This window comes from Micromonospora noduli, assembly GCF_003264365.1.
In the GTDB taxonomy this organism is placed as follows: Bacteria; Actinomycetota; Actinomycetes; order Mycobacteriales; family Micromonosporaceae; genus Micromonospora; species Micromonospora noduli.
This window is the reverse complement of record NZ_PYAK01000036.1, coordinates 1-12,927: the sequence shown is the minus strand read 5'-3', so window position 1 is coordinate 12,927 and position 12,927 is coordinate 1. Positions and strand designations below refer to the sequence as shown.

The 12,927-nt window shown below is 71.9% G+C and carries 11 protein-coding genes and 1 pseudogene; 6 read left to right on the top strand and 6 right to left on the bottom strand.

Translation table 11 applies throughout. From position 1 onward, the window contains the following. Nucleotides 1-34 precede the first annotated feature (34 nt). Nucleotides 35-934, top strand: coding sequence for a TAXI family TRAP transporter solute-binding subunit (locus GUI43_RS23155; RefSeq protein ID WP_373861203.1), 900 nt, complete (start codon nt 35-37; stop codon nt 932-934). A gap of 10 nt (nt 935-944) precedes the next feature. Here the strand turns inward: GUI43_RS23155 and GUI43_RS23150 are convergent, their stop codons facing one another. From GUI43_RS23150 to GUI43_RS23140, 3 genes are all read right to left on the bottom strand, one after another. Beyond that, nucleotides 945-2,375 carry a sensor histidine kinase gene (locus GUI43_RS23150; protein WP_112601697.1) on the bottom strand — a complete coding sequence of 477 codons (1,431 nt, stop codon included), beginning with the start codon at nt 2,373-2,375 and terminating at the stop codon, nt 945-947. 9 nt (nt 2,376-2,384) lie between these two features. Continuing rightward, nucleotides 2,385-3,041 (bottom strand): response regulator transcription factor, encoded by a 657-nt coding sequence (locus tag GUI43_RS23145; RefSeq protein WP_091401433.1) that lies wholly within the window; start codon nt 3,039-3,041, stop codon nt 2,385-2,387. Nucleotides 3,042-3,138: 97 nt separating this feature from the next. Beyond that, nucleotides 3,139-3,450: a hypothetical protein gene (locus GUI43_RS23140; RefSeq protein ID WP_112585549.1), complete on the bottom strand. Its 312-nt coding sequence runs from the start codon at nt 3,448-3,450 to the stop codon at nt 3,139-3,141. A 113-nt stretch (nt 3,451-3,563) separates the two neighbouring features. Between GUI43_RS23140 and GUI43_RS23135 the strand changes: the two genes are divergently transcribed. Continuing rightward, complete coding sequence (locus GUI43_RS23135) at nt 3,564-3,902, top strand: DUF952 domain-containing protein (RefSeq protein WP_112699791.1); 339 nt, start codon at nt 3,564-3,566, stop codon at nt 3,900-3,902. 81 nt (nt 3,903-3,983) lie between these two features. Here the strand turns inward: GUI43_RS23135 and GUI43_RS23130 are convergent, their stop codons facing one another. From GUI43_RS23130 to GUI43_RS23120, 3 genes are all read right to left on the bottom strand, one after another. Next, entirely contained in the window at nt 3,984-5,741 is a 1,758-nt protein-coding gene (locus GUI43_RS23130; protein ID WP_181518463.1) for a CDP-glycerol glycerophosphotransferase family protein, read from the bottom strand. Nucleotides 5,742-5,969: 228 nt separating this feature from the next. Beyond that, entirely contained in the window at nt 5,970-8,081 is a 2,112-nt protein-coding gene (locus GUI43_RS23125; protein ID WP_112601695.1) for a DUF6077 domain-containing protein, read from the bottom strand. A 125-nt stretch (nt 8,082-8,206) separates the two neighbouring features. Then, nucleotides 8,207-8,845, bottom strand: coding sequence for a TetR/AcrR family transcriptional regulator (locus tag GUI43_RS23120; RefSeq protein WP_112585545.1), 639 nt, complete (start codon nt 8,843-8,845; stop codon nt 8,207-8,209). A 180-nt stretch (nt 8,846-9,025) separates the two neighbouring features. On the opposite strand from GUI43_RS23120, the gene GUI43_RS23115 reads away from it, so the two are divergent. The 4 genes and pseudogenes from GUI43_RS23115 to GUI43_RS23100 form a co-directional block, all read left to right on the top strand. Then, nucleotides 9,026-9,919, top strand: coding sequence for an ABC transporter permease (locus tag GUI43_RS23115; RefSeq protein ID WP_112585543.1), 894 nt, complete (start codon nt 9,026-9,028; stop codon nt 9,917-9,919). Between the two features lie 34 nt (nt 9,920-9,953). Then, nucleotides 9,954-10,730, top strand: coding sequence for an ABC transporter ATP-binding protein (locus GUI43_RS23110; protein ID WP_112585647.1), 777 nt, complete (start codon nt 9,954-9,956; stop codon nt 10,728-10,730). Between the two features lie 146 nt (nt 10,731-10,876). Beyond that, on the top strand, nt 10,877-12,394 hold the full coding sequence (locus GUI43_RS23105; protein WP_112585541.1) for a bifunctional cytidylyltransferase/SDR family oxidoreductase: 1,518 nt from the start codon (nt 10,877-10,879) through the stop codon (nt 12,392-12,394). Between the two features lie 33 nt (nt 12,395-12,427). Further along, nucleotides 12,428-12,927 (top strand): annotated as a pseudogene (locus GUI43_RS23100) (CDP-glycerol glycerophosphotransferase family protein); the annotation flags it as partial.

Below are 12,927 nucleotides of genomic sequence, written 5' to 3'. Positions count from 1 at the left end.
GTCCCGCCGGGCCGGCCTGGCCACCCTGTCGACGGTGCTGCTGATCGCGAACCTGGCCATCGCCAGCTGCCGGGACGCCCCGACCGAGCCGACGTCGATCCGGATCGCCACCGGTAGCCCCACCGCGGTCTACTACGCGTTCGGGCAGTCCCTGGCGGCCATCCTCAACCGGGAACTCCCCGACGTACGGGCCAGCGTGGTGATCACCGCCGCCTCGGCGGAGAACGTCCAGCTCGTCGGCTCCGGCGGGGCCGAGCTGGGCTTCACCCAGGCCGACGTGCTGCCCACCAGCACGGCGGGAAGCCCCACTGTCGACGCCGTCGCCCGGGTGTACGACGACCAACTGCACCTGGTCACCACGAGCGGCGGCCCGGTCCGCACGGTCGCCGACCTGCGCGGCCGGCGAGTCTCCGTCGGTGCTGCCGGCTCGGGCACCGAGATCACCGCGACCCGGCTGCTGGAGGTGGCCCGCCTCGGTGGTGACGAGGTGCGCCGCGAACGGCTCGGACTGGACGACTCGGTGGCGGCGCTGCGCTCCGGGCGGATCGACGCGTTCTTCTTCTCCGGTGGGTTGCCGGTCCGGGGCATCGAGGAGTTGGCCGACGCCAGTGCCATCCGGATCGTGGACCTCAGCGAGTGGACCGAGCCGCTGCGCTCACGCTACGGCCAGGTCTACGTCTCCCGGGACATCCCCCGCTCGGTGTACGGGGTGGACGCGGTGACCACCGTGGCCGACCCGAACTACCTGATCGTCCGGGCCGACCTGCCGGAGCCGTTGGTCCGTGAGGTGACCCGGCTGCTGATGGACCGTCGCGCCGAGCTGGCCGCCGCCCATCCGGCGGCGGGACGGATGAGCCCTCGCTCGGCGATCGTCACCGCACCGCTGTCGCTGCACCCCGGCGCCGCGTCCTGGTACCGCGCCACCAAACCGTGACGGCCGGGCCTCACCGCGCCGGGGAGGGTCGCAGGTCGGCGGCCGGTTCCTCCTCCGCCGGCTCCACCGGAAGGGTCGGCGTCGGGAACCACAGGGCGGCGATCAGCCCCCGCGACTCCCCCGGGCGCATGGTGAGCCGCCCGTCCGAGGCGTCCACCAGCACGGCCGCGATGGTCAGACCGAGCCCCGCGCCGTCCACGTTCTGCGCGTCCGGGGCCCGCCAGAACCGCTCGGTCGCCTGGCCGAGCTGACTCTCGGTCATGCCGGGGCCGGAGTCGCGAACCTCCAGCGCCACCCCGCCGTCGCGGCGGGCCACCGTCACCGTCACCGCCCCGCCCGCCCCGCTGAACTTCACCGCGTTGTCGATGAGCGCGTCCAGCGCCTGGTCGACGGCGGTCGGCACGGTCTGGGCGTACGCCGGGGCGTCGGTAGTGGCCAGCCGCAACGCGACCGACCGGTGCCGGGCCAGCGGCGCCCACGCGGCCACCCGGGAGGCGGCCACCGCGGCGGCGTCCACGGTGACGCGCTCGTTCTCCTCCCGTTCGGCCCGGGCGAGGGTGAGCAGCGCGTCGAGCACCAACGCGAGCCGGTCGGTCTCCTCCAGGGCCAGCCGGTGCTCGGACCGACCGTCCGGGTCGGTGAGGCTGGGCCCCAACTCCTCCACCCGCAGCCGCAGCGCGGTGAGCGGGTTGCGCAGTTGGTGACTGGCGTGCGCGACGAAGGCCCGCTGCCGGTCCATCACGTCGGAGACCACGTCGGCCATGTGGTTGAAGCTGGCCGCGAGGCGGCGCAGCTCCGGCGGTCCCAGCCGGTGCTGCACCCGGGCGCCCCGGTCGCCCTCGGCGATCTCGTGGGTGACCGCGTCCAGTTCGGTGACCGGGCGCAGCACCCAACCGGCCAGCCCGAACGCGGTGAGCACGCAGGCCAGCACGGCGAGCAGACCGGCCAGGGCGAGCAGCAGCCACCACGCGACGACGGCTCGGCGGATCGGACCGGCCGGGGTCACGATCACCACCGCTCCGAGCACCTCACCTCCGTCGTTGATCGGTACCGCCACCACCACCGGGTCGGTCGTCCACGGCCAGACCGACTCGGGGGCGCTGGTCTGCTGCCCGGACAGCGCGACGTCCAGCACCGTCGCGGTCCCCGGGCTGGCCTGCCACCTCGGCGACGAGACCGGGATGTTCCGGTCCCGGTCGACGATCGCGGCGCTGATCGCGTACAGGTCGTCGTAGCTGGTCAGCTCCGACTCGATCGGGCCGGGCCCGCCGTCGCGCAACGCCGGGCCAGCCAGCGAGGCGAACCGGGTGGCGTCGGCGAGCCGGTCGGCGCGGACCCGTTCGGTCTCGCGGCTGGCCATGGTGGCGGCCAGTGGGGTCTCCAACGCGATGAGGACGAGGACCATCAGCAGCAGATAGCTGATCACCAGGCGACGGCGCACGTCAGCTCCTCACGCGTCGCGCAGCCGGTAGCCGACGCCGCGTACGGTCTCCACCAGGCGGGCGTCGCCGAGCTTGCCGCGCAGCGACCCGACGTGCACCTCGACGGTGTGCCGGTCGGCCCAGGTGGTGCCCCAGGCGTCGAGCAGGATCCGATCGCGGGGCACCGCCACCCCGGGCTGGCGGGCCAGCGAGAGCAGCACGTCGAACTCCTTGCGGGTCAACGTGACGGCGCGGCCGTCGACGGTCACCGTCCGCGCGGCCACGTCGATGCGGACCGGCCCGGCCTCGATGAGGTGCCGCTCGGGCGCGGCGTTCGCGGCGCGGCGCAGCACCGCCTCGATCCGGGCCTGCAACTCCACCATCGAGAACGGCTTGACCACGTAGTCGTCAGCGCCCAGGCGCAGACCCAGCACCCGGTCACGTTCCTCACCCCGGGCGGTCACCGCGATGATGCCGAGCTGACTGCTGCGCCGACGCAGCTCCCGGCACAGGTCCGTGCCGTCCCCGTCGGGCAGGGTCAGGTCGAGCAGCACCAGGTCACAGGGGGCGGCGGAGAGCGCCGCGGCGACGGTGGCGGCGTGCTCGACCTCGTACCCCCGGCGGGTGAGGGCGGAGGACAGCGCAGCGGCCACCCGGCGGTCGTCCTCCACCAGCAGGATCCGCACCCGTGCCCCCGTCCCTCGCAGCGCTGTTCTGCGAATGGTGGCAGAAGTGCGCGGGGACCGGGAGGCCGCCCACCCGCGCTGGGCGGGCTACCGGCCGCTACAGGCCGAAGGTGTCGTCGGCGATGGCGTCCCGGACGCCGTCGGTGAACCCGCGGAAGCCCGGGTCCTCGTGGCTGGCCGGCACGCTGGTGACGTTGACCCCGCTGGCCTGCGTGACCGCGTCGACCAGGGCCGGATAGTCGATTTCGGCATCCTGGAGGGCGTCATCGTCCGCCTCGGCAAGGTTGATCACGTGCTGCACGTCGTCGGACGACGTGTCCGGGTCATCGGCCCACTCGCCGCCGGCCTGGTAGCACTCGTCGTACAGCGCGCGCTGGCTGTCGGTCCAGTCGTCGTCGTAGCTCTGCATCGCCCATCCCTCCGCGGCCCTTGACCTGAGCATGCCCGGCGGGAGGCGACGGGCGCGGCGGTACCGGCGAAAACCGGGCGGGCGCGCCGACCACGGCCCCGTACGCTGCTGTGGTGATCTACAAACTGCTGTCGAGCGCCGAATGGGACGACGCCCTCGCCGCCGGTGCCTTCACCGGCTCCGCGGTGGACCGGCAGGACGGGTTCATCCATCTCTCCGGCGCCGACCAGGTGGTCGAGACGGCGCGGCGGTACTTCACCGGGGCGACCAGGTTGACACTGCTCAGCGTCGAGGAGGAGCGACTGGGCGACGCGCTGCGGTGGGAGCCGTCACGCGGCGGGCAGCTCTTCCCGCACGTGTACGGCCCGCTGCCGGTCACGGCGGTGGTGGCGGCGCGGGCGTTGCCGGCGGACCTTCCGGCTGCCGACGCGGTGGCCGCCCTGCTGGGCTGACCCGGTGGCCGCGCTGCTGGCTGACACGGACGCGCCCGGCCCGACAGTGTCGGGCCGGGCGCGATGCCGTAGTGACGGGGCTCAGTGGCAGAGCCGGTCGATCTCCTGCTGGAACCGGTCCATCGGGTTCGCCTCGGCGGGGCCGAGCAGGTAGGTCTTCAGCTCCCGGCGGGCCTCGGTCATCGGGTCGTCGCCGGCCCGGGTGACCGACACGATTTTCTCCAGCTCGCCGCAGTCCTTGGAGAGCAGGTACGCGGCCCGCGCCGTCGGGTACTCGCGGCGGAAGTCGTCCTCCGACAGGCCGGCCGGGTTGGCCACCACGTACGGCCGCTGGCTCTGCACGAAGTCGGACACCACACTGGACACGTCGCTGATCAGCAGATCGGTCTGGTTGAAGCAGTCGAACAGCGCCGGCGTGCGGCCGGTGACCACCAGGTGCGCGGTGCCGTCCAGCGAGGACGCGTCCGGGTTGCCGCCGGCGGCGCGGATCGCCGTGACGACCCGTTCGTGCACGGCCTTCGCCGCCTTGGACCGCGACCCGGTGAGCGGGTGCGGCTTGTAGATCAGGCGGACCCGGGGGTTCGTCGCGAGCAGTCCCTTGACGATCCGCTCACCCATCAGCACCAGCGAGGTGTGGTACGGGTCGTCGTCGAGCCAGCCCTCCCAGGTGGGCGCGTAGAGCACTGTGAACGGCCGGTCCACCGACTCGGCGCCGAAGGTGTGCACACCGGCGAGCTGCGGCCGGCCGATCTCGACGATGTCCTGGTCGAGCACACCCACACCGGCCCGCGCGTAGCGCTCCCGGCCGGCCAGGCCGGCGACCCAGACCTCGTCGTACACCTTGCTGTAGGGGTTGACGCTGGCCTGCTTGTCGCTGTCGCCGTGCCCGACGAAGACGTGCTTCGTACCCGGCTCGCGGAGCATGTGGATGTTCGCGCCGACGTTTGCGGAGTAGAGCGCCGCGCGGATGCCGCCGAGGTCGAGGTTCATGAAGTCGACGCCGGCCGGTACGCAGATCACCGGCAGCCGGGTGTCGGCCAACTCCAGGAACGCCTCCCGGCTGCGCATCAGCACCACCGCGCGCTGCTGGAGCGCCTCGGTCGGGGCGAGCCACATGTTCGCCTGGTAGACGTCCTTGGCCGGGCCGGCGAAGTAGAGCGCCACCTCCGGCCGGTAGTTGTCCAGCCAGCGCTGGACCGCCGGCAGCAGCGGGCCCTGCCCGGCGCCCCGACCCCGGAGCCAGGTCAGCGCGATGATGGCGCCCACCAGACCGGTCGCCACGACCGCCACCGCGCCGGCCGCGAAGAACGGCGTCGGATCGTGCTGCACCGCGGCGGCCACGCCGGCCGGCACCAGCAGCAGGTTGAGCAGGGGCATCCGGTCACCGGCGACCGCCGCCGCCCAGGCGGGTGGTTGGGGGGCGCTGGACAGTGGACCCAGCTCGATGTTGCGCACCATGGCGGAGAGCGGGTTACGCCGCTCGATCATGGTGGAGAGCGCACCGGCGAAGACCGACACGACCCACACCGCGGCCGGCAGCACCAGCAGCAGGGTCAGCTCGCCACCGCTGAGCCGCACCTCGGCAACGACCAGCAACACGGCGGCGAGGTCCCGGGTCAGCTGCCGGTACGACCAGTGCAGGCCCACCTTCTCCAGCAGCAGCTGCGACGGCGGAGACCAGCGGGCGACGGCGAACTCGCCGAAGATGGCGGCCAACCCGGCGACGGCGAACAGGCCGATCCAACCGAATACGCCACCGACGAGCATGACCAGGTAGGCCAGGACCAGTAGCGCACTCTGGGCGGCCACACCGAGGCGTCCTGTCAACGTGCCGAACAAACGAGTTCGCTCCCTACGAGATTTCGTTGCGGGCGGTGCCCGTGATGGACCGACGTCACTCCCCCGTCGCACAGCGGCTCAGTAGCGGCCGGCTGCGTGTGACTGCGACCTTAACGCGAGGGGACAGCTCGGTGTCGCTCGGGTATCCGGCACCATTTCGGGCAAAGTTCCGCACCGGGGCGCGCCCGACCCCACCACGGGGCCGGGCGCTCGGTGCGGGTGAAGCGCTCAGCCGACCCGCCGGAAGCAGGTCATCGCGCCGGGCGCCTTGCGCTTGGCGAACTCCTGGTAGCCCAGCTGCGGCGCGGTGTCGCGGGCGTACCGGTTGCCGTTGTAGACGCAGATCGTGCCCACGTCGAGGCGGTCCAGTGCCGGCTTCAACTCGGCCGGCGTGGGGCTGGCGGCGCCGTCCGCGAAGCCGGCGAGCAGCAGTCGGTCCTTGGCGAACTGGGAGTTGAGGTCGTACTCGACGAGGTAGAAGTCACGGGGCAGGACAACCCGGACCTCGCTGGTGACGATCGGCGTGGTGCGCATGATCGTCTTCGGGGCGAGCAGCAGGCCCTGGGGACGGTCCAGGTCCTTGATCCAGAACGCGATCGCCTGACGCTGCTGCGGAAGCTTCCAGGTGGGGCGGTCGTGCACCTCGACCCAGCTCTTCGGCGACCACATCGGCGTGGCGAACAACGCGAACGAGGCGACCAGCAGCACCGCGATCCCCCCGGACGCCGCCCGGCGCAGCGCCCGGGTCGGTGCCGGCACGCGCACCGTGCAGAGCAGACCGATCAGCGTCGGCAGGGCGAGCAGCCACGGCACGCGCCAGAGCACCACCGAGATGCCGCTCAACGCGCTCAGCAGCTCCAGCACGCCGGGCACGAACAACACGCTCAGCGCTAGGGCGGCGCCGGCGGCGAGCAGCGCGGGCGTACGCCGACGGGCGATCAACGCGCCGCACCACAGCGCCAGACCGCTGATCACCCCGACCACGCCGAACAGCAGGGTCCGCCGGTAGGTGTACGCCGCGTCGAAGAAGGCGTCGTCCGCGCCGGTCGCGCTCATCCCGCCGAGCAGCAGGCGGGAGACCACCAGCGAGCCGATCGGGTACGCGAGGGCGGCGACCGCCGCGACCACGGCGGCCTTCCACCGGCCGACCAGCAGCATGGCGAACCCGGCGGCGCCGACCAGCATCGGCAGGATGATCGCCGCGGTGTTGGTGAGCCCGATCGCGGTGATCGAGAGCGCCACGATGAGCAGCAGGCTGCGCCGCGACCGGTTGTCGAACCACTCGGTCAGGTAGAGCCACATCAGCGGGATGACCGCCGAGACGAACATGCCCTTGCCCTCGTGCAGCCGGGGAATGTGGAACGTGCCCAGTGCGGCGTCCCCGCCCGCGACGAGGTAGAGGTACGCGATCGCCACGGTGAAGGCGAGCACCGGACGGCGCGGGGCCCACCGGTGCGTCAGCCGCCACAGCGCCAGCGCTGCGAGCACCGCCATGATCGGCAGCAGCACGTACCAGAGGGCCGAGCTGGCGTGGATGCCGATGACGTTGGCGAACGCGCCGTCGAACACCTCGATCGACGGGATGGGCGGCTGCGAACCCATCGACGGCAGCACGTTCTCGGAGAACAGGAAGTCGTTGAGCGGGATCAGGTCACGCTCGGCGATCCACACCGACTTGCCGACGTAGTAGACGTCGTCCGGGGTGTTGCGGGCCATGAAGAACGACGAGATTCCGACCAGGACCGAGACGACCAGCGCGTACGCCGACTGCGCCGGGGTGGGCGCCGGGGCGGCCGGCGTGGGCGTCGGGCCGTTCAGCCAGGCCTGGCGCACCAGCAGCAGCCCGCCGACGGCCGCGAGCAGGCCGGACACGGCCGGGATCCACCAGGAGACGTTGACGCTGGTGTTGGCCAGACCGGCGGAGACGGCGGCCACGGCGGCGGCGACCAGCACACCGATCAGCAGGCGACGGTCGGCGGCGGGCCGCGCGCTGACGGGCTCCTCCCGTGCCGCCGACACGCTGTCGGCCGGGGCGCTGTCGGCCGGGGCGCGGCGGCGGGCGCGCAGCACGGCCACGACCGCGAGCACCACACAGGCCAGCAGCCAGATCCGGAAGGTGACCGACGGACGCAGGTCACCCAGGAAGGCCAGGTGGTAGAGCACTGTGAAGAGCGCGAATGCGATCACCGCACCATCGGTGAGCACCGCCGGGGCGACGGCCACCAGCGCGCGTACCCGGGACAGCCCGGTGCGGGCGTCGGCGGGCCGGGATGCCTGCCCGGGCCGCGGCGTCGGATCCGGTTCGGCGGGCGCTACGGCGATGCTGTCGACGTTGGCCACGGGCGTCCTTACTCGTCGGGCGGATGAGGGGCGTCGGCACGGTGACGGCCGGGTGTCAAGGGGGCAGCGTAGCGGAATCGGGCAGGGGGGCCGTTGCTGCCGGCGACCGGGTGTCGGGGAGCTGGTCAACCCGCCATCGGTGCCGCGCGCGGGCGGGGCAGCACGCTGTCGGCGCCGAGCCCGGCCGCCACGGATTCGACCAGATTGTCGAGGTAGCTGTCGGTCAGTGGGAGACGGGCGATGGCGAGCCGCCAGTAGAGCGGCCCCACGATGAGGTCGACGGCGGCGTCCAGCTCCGTGTCGGCGGGCAGTTCGCCACGCCGCACGGCCCGGGTGACCAGGTGACCGCCGATCTCCTGCTGCCGGGCGTGCAGCACCTGACGCAGGGTCGCGTCGATGCTGGGGTTGCGGGCGGCCTCGGCCAGGAGATCCGGAATGATCTGCGACGCCAGTGGGTGGCGCAGCGCGTGCGCCACCGCCTGGAACAGCAGCGCGAGATCACCGCGCAGCGTGCCGGTGTCCAGTGCGGGGAGCTTGCCGTGTGCCGCAGCGGCGACGACCTCCAGCACCAGATCGAGCTTCGAGCTCCACCGTCGGTAGATCGCCGTCTTGCTGACGCCGGCCCGCCGGGCCACCGCCTCGATGGAGAGCCGGCCGTAGCCGACAGCGGCGAGCTCCTGCATCAGCGCCCGGCGGATCGCCGTGGTGATCTCGTCGCGCAGCACCGCCGCGCCGGCCGGCGCCCGCCTCTTCTCGGTGGTCATCGAGGGCTCTTATCGCAGGTCACGCCGGATAGCGTAGCGCAACGACGGTACGGTTGCGTCCCGACGTGTTTCGGACTACTGTCCTCGCAGCGACGAGGCGGCGCCCCGCGCAAATTTCCCACTAGGATTCGATCGTCGCGAGCAACCCCCGTCTGCACGAAAGATCGGAGCGCCATTTCCATGGCCACCACCGCGCTGGTCGACCCCGACACGGGCCTGACCCAGGCGCAGCTGGCCGCTCGGCACGGGCTACGGGTCGCCGGTGAGCGACCCAGCCTCGTCGAGTACAGCCGCCGACTCTGGGCCTACCGGCACTTCATCGCCGCGTACGCCAATGCCAAGCTCGTCGCCTCGTACAGCAACGCCAAGCTGGGTCAGCTCTGGCAGGTGCTCACCCCGCTCACCAACGCGGCGGTCTATTACCTGATCTTCGGGGTGGTGCTTGCACAGAACAGCATCCCGAACTTCATCGCCTACCTGACCACCGGGTTGTTCATCTTCAACTTCACCCAGAGCGCGGTCCTGGCCGGCACCCAGTCGATCAGCAGCAACCTGGGGCTGATCCGGGCGCTGCACTTCCCCCGGGCCAGCCTGCCGCTGTCCACCACGATCACCCAGTTCCAGCAACTGCTGGCCTCGATGGTGGTGCTGGTCGGCATCGTGCTGGTCACCGGCGAGCCGCTCACCTGGGAGTGGTTGCTGCTGGTGCCGGCGCTGCTGCTGCAGGCGGTGTTCAACGCCGGCGTGGTGCTGCTGGTGGCCCGACTGGGCGCCAAGTCGAGCGACCTGAAGCAGGTCATGCCGTTCATCATGCGTACCTGGATGTACGGCTCCGGCGTCCTCTACAGCGTCAGCCTCTTCGACCGGCTGCCCGGCTGGGCGACGACAGTGGTGCAGTACAACCCGCTGCTGGTCTACATCGAGCTGGCACGGTACTCGCTGCTCGAGGAGGCCCCGCTGCTCAACGAGTCGCTGACCCAGCTCTGGCTGGTCGGCGCCGGTTGGGCGCTGGTCGCCGGCATCGGCGGTTTCATCTACTTCTGGCGCGGCGAACAGGAGTACGGCCGTGGTTGATCACTTCGACGCCCCCACCGAGGCGAGCGCGACGATGACCCGAACCCAGGAGCGCATCCCGACAGTGGTCGTGGACGACGCGCACATCATCTACCGGGTGCACCAGGGTGCCGCCGGTGGCACCACGCCGGTGGCCGCGCTGCGCCGGCTGGTCAAGCGCACCCACGCGCCGAACGTCCGGGAGGTGCACGCGGTCAAGGGCATCTCGTTCACCGCGTACCGGGGCGAGGCGATCGGGCTGATCGGCAGCAACGGCTCCGGCAAGTCCACCATCCTGCGGGCCATCGCCGGTCTGCTGCCGGTGAACCGGGGGGCCATCCACACCCAGGGGCAGCCGTCGCTGCTGGGCGTCAACGCCGCCCTGCTCAACGACCTCTCCGGGGAGCGCAACGTCGTCCTCGGGTGCCTGGCCATGGGCATGCATCCCGATGACGTGGCCAAGCAGGCCGCGGGAATCATCGACTTCTCCGGGATCAACGAGCGGGGTGACTTCGCCAGCCTGCCGATGCGGACGTACTCGTCGGGCATGGCGGCCCGGCTGCGGTTCTCCATCGCCGCCGCCAAGAAGCACGACGTGCTGCTCATCGACGAGGCGCTCGCCACCGGCGACAAGGGCTTCCGCAGGCGCAGCGAGCAGCGGGTGCGGGAGCTGCGGGAGGGCGCGGGGACGGTGTTCCTGGTCAGCCACCAGCTCTCCTCCGTACGGGACACCTGCGAACGGACGATCTGGCTGGAATCGGGCGTCATCCGGATGGATGGCCCCACCGACGAGGTCATCCGGGCGTACGAGGCATACGCGAACAGCAAGTAGAGTTCCGGCGAACGTCCGGCATCGACATGGCACCCGAGGACCGCGTCGCCCGCGTTGGGGCGACGCGGTCCGCGCGTTAAGGTTCATTCCGTCGCCGCTCGGGCGGAACCTTCCGTTAACGCATCCCTGAGAGTGAGGATCCGGCAATGACGCAGGACCAGACCCCTGGCCCGGACGCCGAAGCGGAGACCCCGACGCCGTGGCGGCCCTCGCGGACAGTGGCGGTGGTTCTGGCCGGCGGCACCGGGACGCGGCTGGGGCTCGGCATCCCGAAGCAGCTGCTGAAGATCGCCGGTAAGCCGATCATCGAGCACACCCTCGCGGTCTTCGAGGCGGCACCGGAGATCGACGAGATCATCGTGCTGATGGCCACCGGCCACGTCGAGGACGCCCAGCAGATCGTCGAGAAGGCCGGCCTGCGCAAGGTCACCAAGGTGATCGAGGGCGGTGACACCCGCAACGCCACCACCCGGATCGCGCTGGACGCGGTCGGCCCGGAAGACTGCAACATCCTCTTCCACGACGCGGTACGCCCGCTGCTCAGCGGCCGGATCGTGCGCGAGTGCGTCAACGCGCTCTGGAGCTACGACGCCGTGGACGTGGCCATCCCCTCCGCGGACACGATCATCCAGGTCGACGACAACGACTGCATCACCGACATCCCGGTGCGCTCCCGGCTGCGCCGTGGTCAGACCCCGCAGGCGTTCCGCTCCCCCACGATCCGGGCGGCGTACCAGATCGCCGAGGACGACCCGGACTTCGCCGCCACCGACGACTGTGGCGTGGTGCTGCGCTACCTTCCCGGCACCCCGATCAAGGTGATCGACGGTTCGGACGAGAACATCAAGGTCACCCACCCGGTCGACGTGCACCTGGCGGACAAGCTCTTCCAGCTCGCCGCCGCGCAGGCGCCCCGACTGACCGACCACCGCAGCTACAGCGAGGAGCTGACCGGCCGGACCATCGTGGTGTTCGGCGGCAGCTACGGCATCGGCCACGAGTTGGCCGAGCTGGCCCGGCGCTACGGCGCCCAGGTCTTTCCGTTCAGCCGTTCCAGCACGGGCACCCACGTGGAGCGGGCCGAGGACGTCGAGGCCGCGCTGACGACCGCCTTCGAGGCCACCGGCCGGATCGACCACGTGGTGGTCACCGCCGGCATCCTGGAGAAGGGCGCCCTCGCCGAGATGGACGAGGAGACCATGGACCGGGTGCTCCAGGTCAACTTCGTCGGCCCGGTGACCATCGCCCGCCAGGCCCTCCCGTACCTGCAGCAGACCAAGGGCCAGTTGCTGCTCTACACCTCCAGCTCCTACACCCGGGGCCGGGCCCGCTACGCGCTCTACTCGGCCACCAAGGCCGCCCTGGTCAACCTCACCCAGGCGCTCGCCGACGAGTGGGCCGACGTGGGCGTCCGCGTCAACTGCATCAACCCGGAGCGCACCGCCACGCCGATGCGGACGCGGGCCTTCGGCGAGGAGCCGGAGCACACCCTGCTCGCCGCGGAGGCCGTCGCCCAGTCGTCGCTGGACGTGCTGATCTCCGACCTGACCGGTCAGGTGATCGACGTACGGCGGGCACCCGGTGACGGGCCCACGCCGAGCGTGCCGGCACAGTCCGGGTCGGGTCGGGTCGAGACGCCGGCCGGCGCGACGTCCGCGAACTGACGCCGACGGCTGCGGAACCACGAACGGAGCGACATGCGCGGCGACCTGGTCCGAAAACTGGCCGCCCGGTGCCTGACCACCGGGTTGGCCGTGCTGGCCTTTGTCGTGCTGGCGCTGACCGGCGCCACCGGCTGGGGGCTGGCGTTGGCCGTCGCCGCGCTGGCCGCCTCGGCCGCCGAGCAGCGGATCCGGCCCGGCGCCGACCTGGTGGCGGAGACCACGTTGATCGCCGCGGCGATCCTGGTCGGTCACTCCCGGCGGCTGGACGACGGGCTCAACCTCGCGCTGGTCGCCACGGGGCTGGTCCTGCTGGGGCTGGTGCTGCTGGTGGGGCCGCTGCGCACCGCCGGCGGTCTGGAGATCCGGGCGGCCAACCTGCCGGTACGCGCCTGGACGCCGCTGATCGCCGACCGGCTCGGCACGGCCCTGCTCGGGCTGCTCGCCGCCCTGGCGCTCGCCGCCGCGCTCGCCCTGCCGACCGGTGTGGCGCTGGCCGCCAGCCTGCTGGTCGGCGCGGGCGCCGGTGCGGTCGC